The following is a 17,696-nucleotide window of genomic DNA, read 5'->3' on the forward strand; positions in this document are numbered from 1 at the left end:
ACCCCATGACGCAGACCACGACCGCACCCACCACCGCACCCGCGACCACCGCAGCCACCGAGTACGGCATCTTCCTGCCCATCGGCAACGGCGGCTGGATCATGTCCGAGACCGCGCCCCACCCGCAGGCCACGTACGACTACAACAGGACCGCCGCGGTGCTCGCCGAGGCCCACGGCTTCGACTTCGTGATGTCGATGGGCAAGTTCCGCGGCTACGGCGGCAGCACCGACCACTGGGGCCGCACCCTGGAGTCGATCACCATGATGTCGGGCCTCGCCGAGGCCACCGAGCGCGTGAAGATCTGGGCGACGATCCACACCAACCTGTTCAACCCCGCCGTCGCGGCGAAGATGTACACGACCCTGCAGGACATCAGCGGCGGCCGGGCCGGCATGAACATCGTCGTCGGGGCCTACGCCGACGAGTTCGCGCAGATGGGGGAGTGGGACACCGCCCGCGACCACGCCGCCCGCTACCGGTACACCGAGGAGTGGGTCACCGCCCTCGAGCGGCTGTGGACCGAGGACTCCGTGACGATGGACGGCGAGTTCGTCCACCTCACCGACTGCCAGTCCCGCCCCCACCCGGCCGTGCGGCCCACCCTCATCTCCGCCGGTCGCTCGCCCGCCGGCCTGGACCTGCAGGCCCGGCACTGCGACGGGTCGTTCCTCACCGCCGACGACCTGCCCGGCCTGCGCGCCGCGTCCGACGACGTCAAGGCCCGGGCCGCCGCGCTGGGCCGCAGCATCAAGACGTACTCGATGCTCACGGTCGTGCTCGACGAGACCGACGCCAAGGCCCAGGCCCGCCGCAAGGAGTACGGGCGCGGCGCCGACGTCGAGGCCATCGTCAACATGAAGACGTCCTGGGGCCTGCCCCTCGACCGCGCCCTGTCCATGACGGCCGAGAACCCCGAGGACGAGGCCTTCCAGACCGCGGTCGTCGACGGCTCGCCCGAGACCGTCACCGAGCGCATCACCGAGCTCGTCGAGGAGACCGGCGTCGACGGCCTCATGGTGATCTTCCCCGACTACCACGCCGACCTGCCCGTCTTCGGCGAGGCCGTCATGCCCGCCCTGCGGGCCCGCGCCGGTGCGGCGGTGGGCGCATGAGCACCGACCTCGTCCTCCTCGACGGCAGCGTCCGCCCCCTGCCCGGTCCGCTGGCCGAGGGCGCGCTCGTCGTGATCGACGTCCAGCGGTCGTTCGCCGACCCCGCCCACCTGCCCTGGCTGGACGCCGCCGCGCTCGGGACCGTCGCCGCGGCCGTCGCCGCCACCGCGCACCTCGTCGACGTCGCCCGCGAGCACGGCGTGCCCGTCGTCTGGGTCGCCCTCGAGCAGGACCCCGCCGCGCCCTGGAGCACGTCGCTGTGGCTGCGCGGCGTCCCCGCCGACGCCCCCTGGCCCGGAGCCGACGAGCCCTGCGTCGCCGGCACCGCCGGCGCCCGGTGGTACGGCGTCGAGCCCGCCCCCGACGAGACCGTCGTCCGCAAGACCCGGTACTCCGGCTTCGTCGGCACCACCCTGGAGGACGAGCTGCGCGCCGCCGGCACCACCTGGTTCGTCGCCGCCGGGCTGACCACTGAGTGCTGCGTCGGCACCACCGTCTGGGACGGGTTCCAGCGCGGCTTCCGCACCGTCGTCGCGTCCGACGCCACCGCCGCCTACGACGCGGCCGTGCACACCACGACCCTGCGCGCGCTCGCCGAGAGCGCCGCCCTCGTGGCGACGACCGACGCGCTCGCGGACGCGTTCACCGCGGCGCGCCGGGCCGAGGCGGTGCCGGCATGAGCGGGCAGATGCGGATCGCGTTCGACCTGTCGTTCACGCACACCGAGGGCCGCTGGGCCGCCCCCGGCTCGTGGGTCGGCGCCGACTACCCCGACCTCGGCGCCTTCGTCGAGCTCGCCCTGGCCGCCGAGCGCGGCGGCGTCGACATGCTGTTCTTCGGCGACGGCGTCGGCGTGCCCGACACCTGGCAGGGCTCCATGGACGCCGCGATCGAGTACGGCATCCAGTGGCCCCGGCAGGACATGAGCCCGTTCATCGCCGCGATGGCGCAGGCCACCCGGCACATCGGCTTCGGGCTGACCTACTCCTCGACGTACATGCACCCGTTCTACGTGGCGCGGCTGCTCAACTCCCTCGACCACGTCACCGGCGGGCGCGTCGCGTTCAACGTCGTCGCGTCCGGCCGTGTCACCGACGCCGCCAACTACGGCCTCGACGGGCTGCCCGACCACGACGGCCGGTACGCGCGCATGGAGGAGTTCGTCGAGGTCTGCCAGGCCCTGTGGGACTCCGTCGAGCCCGACGCGATCGTCCGCGACCGCGTCACCGGCCGGTTCGCCGACCCCGCCAAGGTGCACCGCGTCGACCACGACGGGACCTACTTCAAGGTCGCCGGCCCCCTGCCGTCGGTGCCCAGCCCGCAGGGGCGGCCCGTGCTCGTGCAGGCCGGCGCCTCCCCGCGCGGGATCGCCGCGTCCGCGGCCTTCGCCGACGTCGTCTTCGGCATGGGCGGGCACCTGCCCTCCCAGGTCTCGCACCGCGAGCGCCTGGACGCGGCGCTCGTCGCCGCCGGCCGCGACCCCGCCGACGTCGGCATCCTGTGGGCGATCCAGGCGATCGTCGCCGAGTCCGAGGACGAGGCGAAGTCCCGCAAGGACCGCATGGCGCAGATGCTGCCGCTCGACGCCGTCGGGGCGTACCTGTCGTACAACTCCGGGTTCGACTTCTCGACGCTGCCGTCGTCGTTCGCGCTCGCCGAGGTCGCCGACGCGATCGCGGCCGCGCAGGCCACGCAGGCGGGGTTCGTGCAGCGGCTCATCGCCCTGCGCGGCGACGACGCGACGATGACCCGCGACGAGTTCTTCGACGAGGGCTGGCGCTGGGCCACCGGGTACGAGCAGACCGTCGCCGGCACGCCCGGCCAGGTCGCCGACGACCTCGAGGCGCAGTTCGAGGCCACGGGGCGGCGCGGCGGGTTCATGATCTGCAACCCGTCGACCATGCCGGGCTCGCTGCACGACGTGGTCGGGCTGCTCATGCCCGAGCTGCGCCGCCGGGGGCTGGTGCGCGACGGGTACGCGGGCGCGACCCTGCGCGAGAACCTGCTCGGGCGGTGACGACGGCCGCCCCGGACCGGGTGGCGGGTGCGCCCTCCCGCACCCGTCACCTGCCGCCGTGGATGCGCGAGCAGGTCGTCCTCGTGTGCTGCCTCGTGGCGACCGCCCAGGTCACGTGGGGTGCGCTGGTGCCGGCCCTGCCGGAGGTCGGTGCCGCGTACGGGCTGAGCGCGTCGCTGCTGGGGGTCGTCGTGGCGGCGTTCGGCGTCGGCCGGCTGCTGACGAACGTGCCCGCGGGCCTGCTGGCCGACCGGGTCGGGGCGCGCGCCCTGCTGCTCGGCGGCGGGGCCGGGCTGGTGGTCGTGACCGCCGCCACCGCCCTCGCCGACGACCTCGCGTCGCTGCTCGTGCTGCGGGTGCTCGCCGGTGCGCTCGGCGGCACGGTCGTCACCGTCGGCCTGGCCCTGCTCGCGGCCCGGGCGCCCGGCGACGCCCGCGGGCGGGTGATGGCGACCGCGCAGGCCGCGCAGCTGACCGGTGCGGCCGTCGGGCCCGTGCTCGGCAGCGCGGCCCTGGGCGTGGGCGGGGTGCCCGGCGTCTTCGTGGCCGCGGCACTGCCCGTGCTGGTCTGCACCGTCGTCGTGGTCGTGCGGCACGACCGGGCCTTCTGGGGGCGCGTGCAGCGGACGGTCCCGGTGCCGGGCGGCGTCGGAACCGGCACCGGTGCGGGGGTGGCCCGGTCCGCGCTCAGCCGTGCGGCGCTCGCCGCCGTCGTGGGGGCGAACGTCGCGGGCGCCGCGGTGTTCGTCGCACGGTTCGGCGGGGAGCAGACGCTCGCGCCGCTGCTCGCGCGCGACGCCGGGCTCGACGCCCGCGGCCTCGGGGTCGCGATGGCCGTCGTCACGATCGTCTCGCTCGCCCTGACGCCGCTGGTCGCCCGGGCCCTCGACGCGGGCTGGCGGCGGCGGGTGCTCGTGCCGGCCGCGCTGGTCGGTGCCGCCGCGATGGTGGCGTACCCGCTGGTCGGCTCCCCGGCCGCGTTCGCCGCGCTCGTCGTCGTCGCCGGCACCTGCGTGAGCACCGCCGGCATCGTGCCCGGGGTGGTGCTGGCCGAGCGCGTCGCGCCCGAGCGGCAGGGACGCGCGACGGGCGTGTTCCGCACCGTCGGCGACGCCGGGGCGGTGGTCGGCCCGCTGGGGCTGGGTGCGCTGCTCGACCACGCCGGCCCCACGGTCGCCGCCGTCGCCCTGGCCGCCGTCGTCGTCGCGGCCACGGCGGCGACGGCCCTCCTGGTCCGCCCCGTGGTCCGGCGCTCCCCGCTCGGGTGACCCGGCACGGCTCTCGCCTGGGTTAAGGTGGTGCCAGACCCCTCGTGCGGCGTCATCTCGCTGAACTCCCCCAGGGCCGGAAGGCAGCAAGGGCAGGCGAGCTCTGGCGGGTGTGCGGGGGGTCCTTGCTTGCCCGGAGCCCGTCGTCGCGGCCCGCGGCGCCGGATCGGGCGCAGAGTGTGAGCGTCGTGTGAGAGCCGGGCGGCAGAACGGTGCTCCGGCGGACGAACCGGACACACGTGCGTAGCCTTTCGGCGCATGGTCGACACCCCCGCTCCCCGGCCCGCCACCCCACCCACGTCGTCCGTCTTCCGTGGCCTGACGACCTGGCAGCAGCCCCTGGTCGTCGTGGTGCTCCTCGCGCTGGCCCTGCCGCCGCTCGCGACCGTGTTCGCCGCCCTCGTGACCCTCGTCGTGCAGGCCGCCGGCGCCTGGCTCGTCGTCGCCGCGGCCTGCGTGCTGCTCACCTCGCTCGCCGTCGCGGGCGCGCGCGTCGTCAAGCACGCCCCCGACCGGCGCCCCATGCGGCTCATGGTCACGACCGCCGCCGCGACCACGGTCGTGACGACCACGCTCGGCGTGGTCCTCGGCCTCACCCTCACCGGTCCCGCGCGCGCCGGGGTCGGCGTGCTGCTCGTGCTCGCCGGCGCCTACGCCCTCGTGCTGGCCGTCGTCCTCTGGGTCGCCGGCACCACGCTGCCCGAGCCGCCCGCGGACCCGACCGCCCCGCAGGACGGCACGCGCCCCGAGGCCGCCTCGGACCGCGCCGCCGGTGAGACCTCGCCCGCCCCGGACGCCGGGGCGACGCCCACGGGCACCCGGGCGACCGACGCGCCCACTCCCGTCGCCGCCGCGCCCGTCGCTGCCGTGCCCACGCCCGCTGCGCCGGTCGCTGCCGCCGTGCCCGCCGCGGCCCCCGCTGTCGCCGTCCCGACCGCGCCCCCGTCGCCCGTCGCGGAGCAGGCCCGCGTCACCGAGCAGGACGAACCGGCCTCCGGCTGGCCGACCTGGTCCAGCGCCCGCGCGCGTCGCACCGGTGCGACGAGCGAGGCTCCGACTGCGCCGCCCACGCTCACGGTCGTCCCCGCGGCCGACCCGACGCCCGCCGGTGCCGCCGAGCACGCCCCGGCCCCCGCGCCGGCAGAGCCCGCCGCCGACGAGCCCGGCGCAGTCACGTCCGGTGCGGTCTCGTCCGACGGCACCGCCGAGCAGCAGGCGGACGAGACGGCTCCCGAGGCGTCCGTCACCGCTGAGCCCGCTACCGCTGAGCCGGTCACCGCTGAGCCGGTCAGTGCTGAGCCGGTCACCGCTGCGCCCGTCGTCGCTGCGCCCGTCGTCGCGACGGCTGCCGTGGTGGGCGACGCCGACGACGAGCTGCGTGCGGACGACCGCGACGCCGTGACGCCGACCGCACCCGAGGCATCTGGTGCGCCTGCGGGCGAGCCGGTGACGGTGGTCGCCGTCGAGCCCGAGCCCGTCGGTGCCGTGCCCGCGGAGGCGGAGGTCGTGGACGCGGAGACCCCGGGCGCGGAGACCCCGGGCGCGGAGACCGCGGCCGAGACCCGCGTGCTCGGTGAGCGGCCCACGCAGCCGCTGCCCGCCGACCCCGCACCGGCGGCGGCCGTCACGGCAGACCCGGCGCCGACGCAGCGGATGCCCCGGCAGACCGCACCGCGCGGTGCGGCGCGCACCAGCCCCAAGCCGCGGTCGGCGTCCTCCTCGGCCCGCAAGCGCGCGGTGGGCCCGGACTTCGAGCCGGCCCTGCACGCGGTGCCCGACCCGGCACCGGTCATCCCGTTCGACACCCCCGCGGCCAAGGCGCGGCGCACCGCACCGCGCACGGTCCGGGCGCGCCGCGTGACCGACCCGGGGCCCGCGACCGAGCGGATCCCCGTGACCACCGACGACGACGGCTCGGCCACGCAGATCATGCCGCCCACCCGCTGACGCGACCGGGACCACGGCCCGCACCGCACGACGCGGTGCGGGCCGCCGCGTGCCGGGGGACGGCCGGTGCCGCGGGTCGGTGGGGGCACGTAGGGTGCGGAGCGTGACGACTGCCCTGTACCGGCGCTACCGACCCGAGTCCTTCGCCGAGGTCATCGGCCAGGACCACGTCACCGCGCCGCTGCGCCAGGCGCTGCGGTCCGGGCAGTCCAACCACGCGTACCTGTTCAGCGGCCCGCGCGGCTGCGGCAAGACGACGAGCGCGCGCATCCTGGCGCGCTGCCTCAACTGCGCGCAGGGTCCGACCGACACCCCGTGCGGGGAGTGCGCGTCGTGCGTCGAGCTGGCGCGCGGCGGCCCGGGCAGCCTCGACGTCGTCGAGATCGACGCCGCGAGCCACGGCGGTGTGGACGACGCACGCGAGCTGCGCGAGCGGGCCACGTTCGCGCCCGCGCGCGACCGGTACAAGGTCTTCATCCTCGACGAGGCGCACATGGTCTCGCCGCAGGGGTTCAACGCGCTGCTCAAGATCGTCGAGGAGCCGCCGCCGCACGTGAAGTTCGTCTTCGCGACGACGGAGCCCGACAAGGTCATCGGCACGATCCGCTCGCGCACCCACCACTACCCGTTCCGGCTCGTGCCGCCGGACGTGCTGCTGCCGTACCTCGAGGAGCTCTGCGCGACCGAGGGCGTGCAGGTCGGCTCCGGCGTCCTGTCGCTGGTGGTGCGCGCCGGGTCGGGGTCCGTGCGCGACACGCTCTCCGTGCTCGACCAGCTCATCGCCGGCGCGGGCCCGGACGGCCTCGACTACGAGGGTGCCGTCGCGCTGCTGGGCTACACGCACACCTCGCTGCTCGACGACCTCGTCGACGCGGTGTCCGCCCGCGACGGCGGCGCCGCGTTCCGGGTCGTGGAGCGCGTCATCACCACCGGCCACGAGCCGCGCCGCTTCGTCGAGGACCTGCTGGAGCGGCTGCGCGACCTCATCGTCATCGCCGCCTCCGGCGAGGCCGCCGGTGCGGTGCTGCGGGACCTGCCCCCGGACCAGCTCGAGCGCATGCGCGCCCAGGCCACCCACCTCGGCGCGTCGGAGCTGTCGCGCTCGGCCGACCTGGCCAACGCGGCGCTGACCGAGATGGTCGGGGCCACGTCGCCCCGCCTGCACCTCGAGCTGCTCATGGCCCGCCTGCTCCTGCCCGCCGTCGACGACTCCCGCACCGGGCTCGGCGCGCGCGTCGACCGGCTCGAGCGCGGGCTCGCCGGCGGTGCGGTCGCGGTGCCGGTGGCGTCCGCGGCGCCGGTGACCGCCGCCGTGCCGTCCGTCGACCACGACGCACCGTCCGGCGCCCGGCCCGAGCCGACGGTCGCACGCCCCGAGCCCGTCGCCCCCGCGCGCACCGCCCCGGCACCCGTCGCGACCGCAGGACCGGCCCGCACCGCCGAGGCGCCCCGGCCCGAGGTCCCGGCGGACCCGCCGACCGCAGCCCCGGCGGCCGCCGTGACGCCCGAGCCCGGCACGCCTGCGCCCGTCCCCGCGACGCGCCCCGAGCGGCCCGCCGCCGAGGCACCCCGCGCGGCGGACCCGCAGCCCGAGCCGGCGCCCGTCGCGCCCCCGGTCGCCCCCGCGCCCCCGTCGGGCGGTGCGGGGGCTGCGGCCGCGGACACCGAGATGCTGCGCCGCCGCTGGCCCGAGGTGCTCACCACCGTGCGGCGCCTGCGCCTGCCGTCGTGGGCGCTGGTCAACCAGCACGCGCAGATCCTCGAGCTCGACGCGACGACGCTGCGCCTCGGGTTCGCCCAGCCCGGTCTGGTCTCCACGTTCCGCAACAGCGGTCACGGCGAGGTCGTGGCCCGCGCGCTGCACGAGACCCTCGGCGTGCAGGCCCGCGTCGAGGCGGTCCTCGCGGGCCCGGCCGCCCCGGCGCGCGAGCAGGCGGGGACGGCGGCCGTGCCCGACGTGCCCGCGACGATCACGCCCGAGCGCGCCGCCGCGTCCTGGGACCTGCCCGCCGGAGCGGGGGACACCGCCCCGCCGAGTCCGCGGGGCGCCACCTCCGACGCGGCGGAGCCCGCTCCCCCCACGTCCGCGCCCGGTCCCCGTGCCCCGGAGCCGGACGGCGCCGCGCCCGAGGACGGCCCGTCGGGTGCCGCGGCGCCGACCGGTGCGTCCGGACGGTCGACCGCGCAGGCGCCGGTCGCCGCGCCCACCGCCGACCCGGGCCCCGTGCCGGTGGCCGCGCCGGACGACGACATCCCCCCGGGCGACGAGCCCGAGGACCCCTGGTCCACCGCTCCGTCCCCGCGGCACCAGGCACCCGCGCGCACCGCCCGACCGGCCGACCGGCCTGCTCCGGCGACCGCACCGGCCGCCGGAGCAGGGTCGACGGGTGCCGCGCCCACGACGGCCCGCGAGCGCGGCATGGCCGCGGCCGCCCGTGCCGCCCAGCAGCGTCCCGCGGTGCCGTCCGAGCCGGACGAGCCCAGCCCGGACGACCCGCTGATCTCGTCGTCCGGCCTCATCGGTGTGCCCCTGGTCGTGCAGGCGCTCGGGGGGCGGGTCGTCGAGGAGATCGTCGACGGCGCCTGACCGGCTGCCACGCGGGTGCCCGCGGGCCTGACCGGGCACCGGGTACGGTCGGCCTGCCGGACGGCGGGCGCCCGGGCGGCGACTACGCTGGCGGGGTGTACGAAGGCGCGATCCAGGACCTGGTCGACGAGCTCGGGCGGCTGCCCGGGGTCGGCCCCAAGAGCGCCCAGCGCATCGCGTTCCACGTGCTCGCCGCGGACCCCGCGGACGTGCGGCGCCTGGCGGACGCGCTGACCGAGGTCAAGGCCCGGGTGCGGTTCTGCGAGGTGTGCGGCAACGTCGCGCAGGAGCCGCAGTGCCGCATCTGCCGCGATCCCCGCCGCACCCCGACGGTGCTGTGCGTCGTGGAGGAGGCCAAGGACGTCGTCGCGATCGAGCGGACCCGGGAGTTCCGTGGTCGGTACCACGTGCTCGGCGGCGCCATCAACCCGATCGCGGGCGTCGGTCCCGACGACCTGCGGATCGCGCTGCTCATGCAGCGCCTCGCGGACGGCACGGTCACCGAGGTGATCCTCGCGACCGACCCGAACGTCGAGGGCGAGGCCACGGCCACGTACCTGGCCCGGATGCTCGTGCCCATGGGTCTGACGGTCAGCCGGCTCGCGTCGGGCCTGCCCGTGGGCGGCGACCTGGAGTACGCGGACGAGGTCACGCTCGGGCGGGCGTTCGAGGGACGCCGCCGCATCAGCGCCTGACGGGTGCGGCGACGGCGCCGGCACCCACGACGAGGGGGAGGACACCGATGAGCGACGGACGACCGGTGGTCGAGGCGGACGTGCGGGAGATCGCCGAGGCGGTCGCCGCGGAGTCGCGCGGCTTCCTGACGACGGTGACCGAGGTGGCGGCGGGCTCCGCGCCGGAGGCGTCGATGCCGCTGCTGCTGCTCGCGGTCTCGGACCTGCTGGCGGCGGGCGCGCGGCTCGGCGCGACGACGGACGTGGTGCCGCCCTCGCGCTTCGAGCCCGATGTGGGCCCCGACGCGGACCTGGAGCCGCTGCGCGTGAACCTGGCGAACCTGTTCGAGGGCATCGACGAGTACGTCGAGGTCATCGACCCGATCCTCGGCCCGGAGGTCGAGGAGTCGACCATCTCCGGCGACCTCGTCGCGATCGTCGGGGCCCTCACCCAGGGGCTCGCGCACCACGACCGCGGCAACGTCCTCGAGGCCCTGTGGTGGTGGCAGTTCAGCTACCTGTCCGACTGGGGCGAGCGCGCGGCCAGCACCCTGCGCGCCCTGCAGACGATCATCGCCCACGTCCGCCTGGACGTCGACGACGACGTGGCCGCCGAGGCGGAGTACGACGCCCTGCAGCCCTGACCGGCCTACCGCAGATCCTTGACCAGCATGAGCGTGGCGTCGTCGTCGAGCGGGACGAGGGCGCCCGGGGCGACCGGGCGGTCGTGGTGCATGACGCCGCGCCCGTCCGGCACGTAGCCGCGCTGCACGTAGAGCCGCTGCGCGGCCCCGTAGTCGGCGTGGAGGCCGACGCCGATGCCGACGCGGGGTCCGTGCGCGCCGGCCTCGTGCTCGAGCTCGTCGAGCAGTGCGGTGCCGACGCCCCGGCGCCGGTACGGCGGGAGGACGTTGAGGTCCGCGACCTCGGGCACGCGCTCCTGCCGGAAGGGCGGGTAGTCGGACTCCCGGCGCAGCGTCCCGTACCCGGCGAACGTCCCGTCCACCTCGGCGACGACGCACAGGCGTGCACCGGCCCGCTGCTCGGCCAGGTAGCGCAGGTACTGCCCCTGCGGCTTGTGCCACCCGATCGCGGCGAACGCCGCCTCCAGTAGTTCCGGGTCGGAGTCCTGCAACGGCCTCAGCGAGACGTGGTCCATGCCGTTACCCTCCTGCGCCCCGCCGCCGGTGCGCCACGGCATTCCGACCGGGCCGACTGGCTCAGAGCTCTGCCGGACGACCGCCGGGTGTTCCCGGTCGCGCGCCCACCCCTCCAGCGGGCGCGCGACCGGTGCTCGGGGGTCAGGCGACCCGGGTGCCGCGGGCGAGGGTGCGCTGCGGGATCCGCAGGCGGCGGACCGCGACGGCGAAGCCGAGGCCGCCGAGCAGCAGGTTCACGGCCAGGCCCCAGGGCCACACGGGGCCGCCGACGGTGACCTCCGGCCGGTCCGCGGGCGTGGGCTCGCCCTCGCCCCAGCTCCAGCACTCGTCGATCGCGGTCGGCGGGGCGGCCAGGTCACGCACGCCGCGGCTCAGCTCGGCCGTCGGGTCGACGCGGTACACCGAGCTGCGCGGGTCGTTGGCCGGGCCGGTCCCGGCGCCGTCGGCGACGACGACGAACGGGTTCACCGTGAGCAACCACGAGGTGCGCTCGGTGTGCGCGACGTCGCGGACGTCCTGGAAGTACGTGCACTGCGGGTAGCCGCTCGCGTCGTCGAAGTCCTCCCACATCTCGTCGGTCACGCCGAAGACCGTGACCTCCTCGGTGGACGTGATCGCGGGGTACGTGATCGCGAAGAACACCGGCGTGAAGATCGTCAGGCCCGCGACCGTGAGGAACGTCAGGACCGTCGACCCGGCGGGCCGTGCCGCGATCGTCGACCAGCCGAGGCCGATGCCGCAGACGGCGGCCAGCAGCAGCGCGATGAGCAGCACCACGCGCGGCAGCGCGAGCACGGCGACGTCGCCCATCGCGACGGCCAGGACGAGGAACGGCAGGCTCACCGCGAGGAACGCCAGCGCGGAGAACCACGCCGCCAGCAGCTTGCCGAGCGCGATCTCCGCGGGCGAGAGCAGCGTGACCTGCAGGGTCGCGAGGGTGCCGGCCGCGCGGTCGCCGTTGACGGCCGTCGAGGTCAGCGTCGGCGTGACGAGCAGGCCCAGGCCGAGCACGAGGAACGTGACGATCATGAACAGCAGCGGGCCGCGCGACTGGTCGTCGCCCGTGCCGCCGAGCATCCACGACAGCGCGCCCGACGAGAGCAGCGTGATCGCGCCGACCACGACGACCCACACGACCAGCGCGGTCTTCCACCGCGACGAGCGCACGCGCTGGCGCAGCTCGAGCGCGACGACGGTCCGCACGCCGTGCCAGGTCAGGGACCAGGTCCGCACGCCCGCACCGTCGTGGTGCGCGGGTGCGACCGGGGGAGCGTCCTGCGACATGCCCGTCACCGCCGTTCCTCGTCGAGGGCCAGGTAGGCCTGCTCCAGCGCGCCGCCCGCGGGGCTGAGCGCGGTCACGGGCACGCCGGCGGCGACCGCGTCGGCCAGGAGGCGTGCCGCACCGGCGTCGCCCTCGACCTCGATGAGCACGCCGCCGGGCGCGTCGGGCGCGCCCTCGGCGAGCGCCCCCGTGCCCGGGTGGCCCAGGGCGTCGTCGGGGCGCCACGCGGCGCCGGTCGTGTCGAGCCAGGCGGTCAGCGCCGTGCGGGACAGGGCCCGCACGTGCCAGGTGCGCCGTGCGGTGGCGGCGTCGACGGCCTCGTGCCCCGCGACGGTGCGCCCGCGCGAGATGAACACCGCGTCGTCGGCCATCTCCTCCAGCTCGGACAGCACGTGCGACGACACCAGCACAGTCCGGCCCTCGTCCGCGAGGCGGCGCAGCAGCACGCGCAGGTCGACGCGCGAGCGCGGGTCCAGCCCGCTGGCGGGCTCGTCGAGCAGCAGCACCTGCGGGTCGTGCACGAGCGCGCGGGCCAGGCCCAGGCGCTGCTTCTGCCCGCGCGACAGCACCGCCGCGGGGCGGTCGGCGTACTCGGTGAGGTGCACGGTGGCGAGCAGCTCGTCCACGCGGGTGCGGACCTGCGCGCGGGGCACCCGGTACGCGTCGGCGAAGGTCGTGAGCACCTCGCGGGCCGTCAGGGAGTCCCACGTGCCGAACGCGTCGGGCATCCACCCGGTGCGGGCGCGGGCCGCGGCGCCGTCGGCCACCGGGTCGGCGCCCGCCATGCGCACGTGCCCGGAGTCCGGCACGAGCAGGCCGGCGAGCACCAGCAGCAGCGTCGTCTTGCCGGAGCCGTTGGGCCCGACGAGCGCGGTCACGGCGCCGGCACGGGCGACGAGGTCGACCCCGTCGAGCGCCTGCACGGAGCCGAACGCGCGCCGCACGCCGCGGGCCTCGATGCCCGGCACCGCGCCGGGGGAGGCGGGCGTCGGGGCGAGCACGGCTGTCGTCGCGGCAGCCGGGGCAGCCGGGGCAGCCGCGGCCGCCGGTGCGGTCGGGTCGGTCGTGGTCGGGTCGGTCGTGGCCCCCGACGCGTCGTCGGGGGGAGTGCTCGCGGGTGCGTCGTCGCCGGACATGGTCGTCACGCTAGGCCTGCGGCGGACGGCGCCGCGTCCCCCCGGGGTCTGACGTCCGCACCCGTCGCGTCCTCCGTCCGGCGGGGCCGCGGGGCGCCCGCGGTCTCCTGGCGTCCGTCATGCGAAACCGCGGAGGTCCGCATCCTGGGCCCGTCCTAGACTCGCCAGGTCCATGACCCGCGACCTCGGGAGCCGTCCGGTGGCCCTCATCGTGCAGAAGTTCGGCGGCTCGTCCGTCGCCGACGCCGCCAGCATCAAGCGCGTCGCCCAGCGGGTCGTGGCGACGACGAAGGCCGGCCACGACGTCGTCGTCGTCGTGTCGGCCATGGGGGACACCACCGACGAGCTCATCGACCTCGCCCGGCAGGTCACGCCGCTGCCCCCGCAGCGCGAGATGGACATCCTGCTGACCGCCGGCGAGCGGATCTCGATGTCGCTGCTCGCGATGGCGATCCACAGCCTCGGCGTCGAGGCCAAGTCGTTCACCGGCCAGCAGGCGGGCGTCATCACCGACGAGGTGTACGGCAAGGCCCGGATCATCGACGTCTCGCCCAGCCGCATCCGCGACACGGTCGCCCGCGGCGAGGTCGCGATCGTCGCGGGCTTCCAGGGCGTCAACCCGTCGACCAACGACGTGACGACGCTCGGCCGCGGGGGCTCCGACACCACGGCGGTCGCGCTCGCGGCCTCCCTCAAGGCGGACGTCTGCGAGATCTACACCGACGTCGACGGCGTGTTCACCGCCGACCCGCGGATCGTGCCGAGCGCCCGCAAGCTGGACCGCGTCAGCTACGACGAGATGCTCGAGATGGCGGCGAGCGGCGCCAAGGTGCTCATGCTGCGGTGCGTGGAGTACGCGCGCCGCTACCAGGTGCCGGTCCACGTGCGCTCGTCGTTCTCGACGCACACCGGCACGCTCGTGACCGACGAGCCCGACCCGACCAAGGACACCACCATGGAGCAGCCGATCATCGCCGGCGTCGCGCACGACCGCAGCGAGGCCAAGATCACCGTCGTCGGGGTGCCGGACGTGCCCGGCAAGGCCGCGCGCATCTTCGAGGTCGTCGCCGGTGCGGGCGTGAACCTCGACATGATCGTGCAGAACGTCTCGGCCGCCGCGACGGGCCTGACCGACATCTCGTTCACGCTGCCCGCCGCCGACGGCGCGACCGCGACGCAGGCGCTCACCGAGCACCAGCCGGGCATCGGCTTCACGTCGCTGCAGTACGACGACACCATCGGCAAGCTCTCGCTCGTCGGTGCGGGCATGAAGTCGCACCCGGGCGTGTCCGCGAAGCTGTTCTCGGCGCTGTCCGAGGCCGGCATCAACATCGAGATGATCTCCACGTCGGAGATCCGGATCTCGGTCGTCACGCGCGCGGACTCGCTCGACGACGCGGTGCGCGCCGTGCACACCGCGTTCGACCTGGACGCCGAGCAGGACGAGGCCGTCGTGTACGGCGGGACGGGGCGATGACGATGGCGGGCAACGGGCTGCGGGTGGCGGTCGTCGGGGCGACCGGGCAGGTCGGCGCGGTCATGCGCCGGCTGCTCGACGAGCGGGACTTCCCGGTCGCGTCGATCCGGTACTTCGCGTCGGCACGGTCGGCGGGCACGACCCTGCCGTGGCGCGGCACCGACGTGGTCGTCGAGGACGTCGCGACGGCGGACCTGTCGGGCATCGACGTGGCGCTGTTCTCCGCGGGCGGCGGGACGTCGAAGGAGCACGCGCCGCGGTTCGCGGCGGCCGGTGCGGTCGTCGTCGACAACTCCTCGGCGTGGCGGCGCGACCCGCGCGTGCCGCTCGTGGTGTCCGAGGTGAACCCGCAGGCGCTCGACGAGATCGAGATCGGCATCGTCGCGAACCCCAACTGCACGACCATGGCCGCGATGCCCGTGCTCAAGGTGCTGCACGACGAGGCCGGGCTGCGCCGCCTCGTCGTCTCCACCTACCAGGCCGTGTCCGGGTCGGGGCTGGCCGGGGCGCGCGAGCTGGACTCCCAGGTCCGCGCGGCCGTCGAGCAGGACACCCTCGGCCTGGTGCACGACGGCGCCGCGGTGGCGTTCCCCGCGCCGGAGAAGTACGTCGCGCCCATCGCGTTCGACGTGATCCCGCTGGCCGGGTCGATCGTCGAGGACGGCCTGCACGAGACGGACGAGGAGCAGAAGCTGCGGCACGAGTCGCGCAAGATCCTCGACGTGCCGGACCTGCTGGTGTCCGGCACGTGCGTGCGCGTGCCGGTGTTCACCGGGCACTCGCTGTCGGTCAACGCCGAGTTCGAGCGGGCGATCACGGTCGAGCGCGCCACCGAGCTGCTGGCGTCCGCGCCGGGCGTGCAGCTCGCGGACGTGCCGACGCCGCTGGTCGCCGCCGGGCAGGACCCGTCGTTCGTGGGGCGCATCCGTCAGGACGAGGGAGCCCCCGACGGGCGCGGCCTCGCGCTGTTCATCAGCAACGACAACCTGCGCAAGGGTGCCGCGCTCAACGCGGTCCAGATCGCCGAGGCCCTCGCGTCCCGGCGGTTCGGCCTGGGCTGACCCGGTCGCCCGCCCGGCCCGGCCCCACGGTCAGGGCCGGGCGAGCCCGGTGCGGTAGGCCCACACGACCGTCTGCAGGCGGTCGCGCGTGCCGAGCTTGGTCATCGCCCGGCCCAGGTGCGACTTCACGGTCGACGGCTCGACGACCAGCGCCGCCGCGATCTCCGCGTTCGACATGCCCTGCGCCAGCAGGCGCACGATGTCGGTCTCGCGCGGCGTGAGCACCGAGCCGGCGTCGTCGGGCGTCGGTGCCGGGCGTCGTCGGGCGAACTCGACGAGCACCCGCCGGGTCACCGACCGGTCGACCGTCGCCTCGCCGCGGGCCAGGGCACGGATCGCGTCGGCGAGCTCGTCCGGGTCGCAGTCCTTGAGCACGAACCCGCTCGCCCCGGCCTCCAGGGCGCCGAACACGTACTCGTCCAGGTCGAACGTGGTGACCACGAGGACCGCCGGCAGGTCGGCCTCGCCGCGGTCGGCGACGATCTGCCGGGTCGCGGCCAGGCCGTCGCCGCCGGGCATCCGCACGTCCATGCACACCACGTCCGGGTGGGTGCGGCGCACCACGGCCACCGCGTCCGGGCCGCTCGACGCCTCGCCGACGACCTCGAGGTCCGGGTGCTCCTCGATCAGCACGCGGAACCCCGCGCGCACCACCGCCTGGTCGTCGACCAGCACCACCCGGGTCATGCCGCTCCTCCGGGCCCCGAGGGGCCGTCCGTGCCGGGTACGCGCAGGTGCACGCGCCAGCCTCCGTCCGCCGTCGGCCCCGCGTCGAGCGTGCCGCCCACCAGCGCCGCCCGCTCCCGCATGGCGAGCAGACCCGTGCCGCCGCGGTCGTCCCCGCGCACGGGCGTGGACGCGGGGCCGTTCTCGACGTCGAGCAGGACCACGTCGCACGTGCGGGTGACCCGGACGTGCACCGGTGCGCCGGGGGCGTGCTGGCGGGCGTTGGTCAGGGCCTGCTGCGCGACCCGGTACAGCGAGACGTCGGCGAGCGGCGGCAGCCCCGTGGCGTCGTCGTCGCGGACCAGCGTCACGTCGTCGCCCAGGGCCTGCGCGGTGCGCACCAGGTGCTCCAGGGCGTCGACGCCCGGCAGGGGGCCGAGGCCGTCGCGGTCGTCGGAGCGCAGCAGGCCGACGACCTGCCGCAGGTTGTCGAGCGTCTCGCGTCCCTGGTCGCGCAGCCACACCGCGCCCGCGCGGGCCGCGTCGGGGTCGCGGCCGACGAGCCGCTCGACGGCCGCCGCCTGGACGACCATCCCCGACAGGTGGTGCGCGGCGACGTCGTGCAGCTCGCGGGCCAGGTGGGCGCGCTCCGCGGCGATCGCGGCGTGCACCCGGGCGTCGCGCTCCCGCTCGGCGGCGTCGGCCCGCTCGCGCACGAGCGCCAGGTGCGCCCGCCGCGTCGCCAGGTGCAGCCCCACCAGCAGCGACCCGCCCCACACCACGAGCCCCGACAGCGCGTGCTGCCCGCCCGCGAGCAGGCCGTCGGCCAGGAGCAGGGCGCCGGCGGCCTCCACGGCGGCGGCGGCACCCACGAGCCGTGCCGCCGACCGGGCCGGCAGGACCGTGGCGGCGCTCGCCCCGGCGACGAACGGGGCGAGCGACCGCACCGACGCGTCCGGCGCGAGCGCCACCAGGGTGACCTGGCAGGCGACCACCACGGCGACGCACGCGACCACCTGCACGCGGCGCAGCACCACCGCGAGGCTCTGGAGCACCACGACCACGACGACCCAGGGGGCGACCGCGGGCCGGACGAGGTCCTCGCCGGGCAGCAGCGCCACCGTCAGCAGCATCCCCGCGAGCATGACGGCCGCCAGCGTCACGGCCAGCAGCGCGTCCCGGGCGACCGGGCTCCGCAGACCCGCCCGGGTCAGCCGCGAGTCCCACCACGCCCCCGGCGACGCGAGGACGCCGGGGGCGGGGGACGAGGGCGCTGCCACGGGGGACATCCTCGCGCCGGTCAC

The 17,696-nt window shown here is 76.3% G+C and carries 15 protein-coding genes and 1 other RNA gene; 11 read left to right on the forward strand and 5 right to left on the reverse strand.

The features are described 5' to 3' along the window. Positions 1-5 precede the first annotated feature (5 nt). The 9 genes from FBY24_RS09355 (at position 6) to FBY24_RS09395 (ending at position 10,252) form a co-directional block, all read left to right on the forward strand. Positions 6-1,115, forward strand: a complete 1,110-nt coding sequence (locus FBY24_RS09355; protein WP_142160042.1) for an LLM class flavin-dependent oxidoreductase — start codon at positions 6-8, stop codon at positions 1,113-1,115. After that, the gene (locus tag FBY24_RS09360) at positions 1,112-1,795 is read left to right on the forward strand and encodes a cysteine hydrolase family protein (protein WP_142160044.1); all 684 of its coding nucleotides are present in this window, start codon (positions 1,112-1,114) and stop codon (positions 1,793-1,795) included. Before FBY24_RS09355 ends, FBY24_RS09360 begins: the two co-directional genes overlap by 4 nt. Then, positions 1,792-3,132 (forward strand): NtaA/DmoA family FMN-dependent monooxygenase, encoded by a 1,341-nt coding sequence (locus FBY24_RS09365; protein WP_142160046.1) that lies wholly within the window; start codon positions 1,792-1,794, stop codon positions 3,130-3,132. The genes FBY24_RS09360 and FBY24_RS09365 overlap by 4 nt, the downstream gene beginning before the upstream one ends. After that, complete coding sequence (locus FBY24_RS09370; protein ID WP_142160048.1) at positions 3,129-4,400, forward strand: MFS transporter; 1,272 nt, start codon at positions 3,129-3,131, stop codon at positions 4,398-4,400. Before FBY24_RS09365 ends, FBY24_RS09370 begins: the two co-directional genes overlap by 4 nt. Positions 4,401-4,433: 33 nt before the next feature. Further along, an RNA gene (gene ffs / locus FBY24_RS09375) (signal recognition particle sRNA small type) lies at positions 4,434-4,530 on the forward strand. A 128-nt stretch (positions 4,531-4,658) separates the two neighbouring features. Then, positions 4,659-6,347 (forward strand): hypothetical protein, encoded by a 1,689-nt coding sequence (locus FBY24_RS09380; RefSeq protein ID WP_142160050.1) that lies wholly within the window; start codon positions 4,659-4,661, stop codon positions 6,345-6,347. Between the two features lie 103 nt (positions 6,348-6,450). Beyond that, positions 6,451-8,934, forward strand: a complete 2,484-nt coding sequence (locus FBY24_RS09385; RefSeq protein WP_142160052.1) for a DNA polymerase III subunit gamma and tau — start codon at positions 6,451-6,453, stop codon at positions 8,932-8,934. A gap of 95 nt (positions 8,935-9,029) precedes the next feature. Beyond that, entirely contained in the window at positions 9,030-9,629 is a 600-nt protein-coding gene (gene recR, locus FBY24_RS09390) for a recombination mediator RecR (RefSeq protein ID WP_142160054.1), read from the forward strand. 47 nt (positions 9,630-9,676) lie between these two features. After that, entirely contained in the window at positions 9,677-10,252 is a 576-nt protein-coding gene (locus tag FBY24_RS09395; RefSeq protein WP_140457757.1) for a DUF5063 domain-containing protein, read from the forward strand. Positions 10,253-10,257: 5 nt separating this feature from the next. Here the strand turns inward: FBY24_RS09395 and FBY24_RS09400 are convergent, their stop codons facing one another. The 3 genes from FBY24_RS09400 to FBY24_RS09410 all read right to left on the reverse strand — a co-directional run bounded on the left by FBY24_RS09400 (position 10,258) and on the right by FBY24_RS09410 (position 13,188). Then, positions 10,258-10,767, reverse strand: a complete 510-nt coding sequence (locus tag FBY24_RS09400) for a GNAT family N-acetyltransferase (RefSeq protein WP_255432313.1) — start codon at positions 10,765-10,767, stop codon at positions 10,258-10,260. A 142-nt stretch (positions 10,768-10,909) separates the two neighbouring features. Continuing rightward, a complete protein-coding gene (locus tag FBY24_RS09405; RefSeq protein WP_142160056.1) occupies positions 10,910-12,052 on the reverse strand; it encodes an ABC transporter permease in 1,143 nt (380 codons plus the stop codon). A gap of 5 nt (positions 12,053-12,057) precedes the next feature. Further along, positions 12,058-13,188 carry an ABC transporter ATP-binding protein gene (locus tag FBY24_RS09410; RefSeq protein WP_142160058.1) on the reverse strand — a complete coding sequence of 377 codons (1,131 nt, stop codon included), beginning with the start codon at positions 13,186-13,188 and terminating at the stop codon, positions 12,058-12,060. 199 nt (positions 13,189-13,387) lie between these two features. Here FBY24_RS09410 and FBY24_RS09415 point away from each other — a divergent pair, with 199 nt between their 5' ends. Together FBY24_RS09415 and FBY24_RS09420 are read left to right on the forward strand one after the other, a co-directional pair. Next, positions 13,388-14,665 carry an aspartate kinase gene (locus tag FBY24_RS09415; protein ID WP_142163362.1) on the forward strand — a complete coding sequence of 426 codons (1,278 nt, stop codon included), beginning with the start codon at positions 13,388-13,390 and terminating at the stop codon, positions 14,663-14,665. Between the two features lie 2 nt (positions 14,666-14,667). After that, complete coding sequence (locus FBY24_RS09420; protein ID WP_142163364.1) at positions 14,668-15,726, forward strand: aspartate-semialdehyde dehydrogenase; 1,059 nt, start codon at positions 14,668-14,670, stop codon at positions 15,724-15,726. 30 nt (positions 15,727-15,756) lie between these two features. On the opposite strand, the gene FBY24_RS09425 is transcribed toward FBY24_RS09420, so the two are convergent. Both FBY24_RS09425 and FBY24_RS09430 read right to left on the reverse strand, forming a co-directional pair. Beyond that, entirely contained in the window at positions 15,757-16,413 is a 657-nt protein-coding gene (locus FBY24_RS09425) for a response regulator transcription factor (RefSeq protein ID WP_142160060.1), read from the reverse strand. Further along, positions 16,410-17,672, reverse strand: coding sequence for a sensor histidine kinase (locus FBY24_RS09430; RefSeq protein ID WP_160158478.1), 1,263 nt, complete (start codon positions 17,670-17,672; stop codon positions 16,410-16,412). The genes FBY24_RS09425 and FBY24_RS09430 overlap by 4 nt, the downstream gene beginning before the upstream one ends. Positions 17,673-17,696 lie beyond the last annotated feature (24 nt).

It is taken from the genome of Cellulomonas sp. SLBN-39 (assembly GCF_006715865.1).
Taxonomy (GTDB): domain Bacteria; phylum Actinomycetota; class Actinomycetes; order Actinomycetales; family Cellulomonadaceae; genus Cellulomonas.

Excerpts from the sequence above, each read along its gene's own strand:
- FBY24_RS09400 (WP_255432313.1), bottom strand. The coding sequence starts at position 10,767 with ATGGACCACGTCTCGCTGAGGCCGTTGCAGGACTCCGACCCGGAACTA.
- FBY24_RS09365 (WP_142160046.1), top strand. The coding sequence starts at position 1,792 with ATGAGCGGGCAGATGCGGATCGCGTTCGACCTGTCGTTCACGCACACC.
- FBY24_RS09405 (WP_142160056.1), bottom strand. The coding sequence starts at position 12,052 with ATGTCGCAGGACGCTCCCCCGGTCGCACCCGCGCACCACGACGGTGCG.
- FBY24_RS09355 (WP_142160042.1), top strand. The coding sequence starts at position 6 with ATGACGCAGACCACGACCGCACCCACCACCGCACCCGCGACCACCGCA.
- FBY24_RS09380 (WP_142160050.1), top strand. The coding sequence starts at position 4,659 with ATGGTCGACACCCCCGCTCCCCGGCCCGCCACCCCACCCACGTCGTCC.
- FBY24_RS09425 (WP_142160060.1), bottom strand. The coding sequence starts at position 16,413 with ATGACCCGGGTGGTGCTGGTCGACGACCAGGCGGTGGTGCGCGCGGGG.
- FBY24_RS09395 (WP_140457757.1), top strand. The coding sequence starts at position 9,677 with ATGAGCGACGGACGACCGGTGGTCGAGGCGGACGTGCGGGAGATCGCC.
- FBY24_RS09420 (WP_142163364.1), top strand. The coding sequence starts at position 14,668 with ATGGCGGGCAACGGGCTGCGGGTGGCGGTCGTCGGGGCGACCGGGCAG.
- FBY24_RS09360 (WP_142160044.1), top strand. The coding sequence starts at position 1,112 with ATGAGCACCGACCTCGTCCTCCTCGACGGCAGCGTCCGCCCCCTGCCC.
- FBY24_RS09410 (WP_142160058.1), bottom strand. The coding sequence starts at position 13,188 with ATGTCCGGCGACGACGCACCCGCGAGCACTCCCCCCGACGACGCGTCG.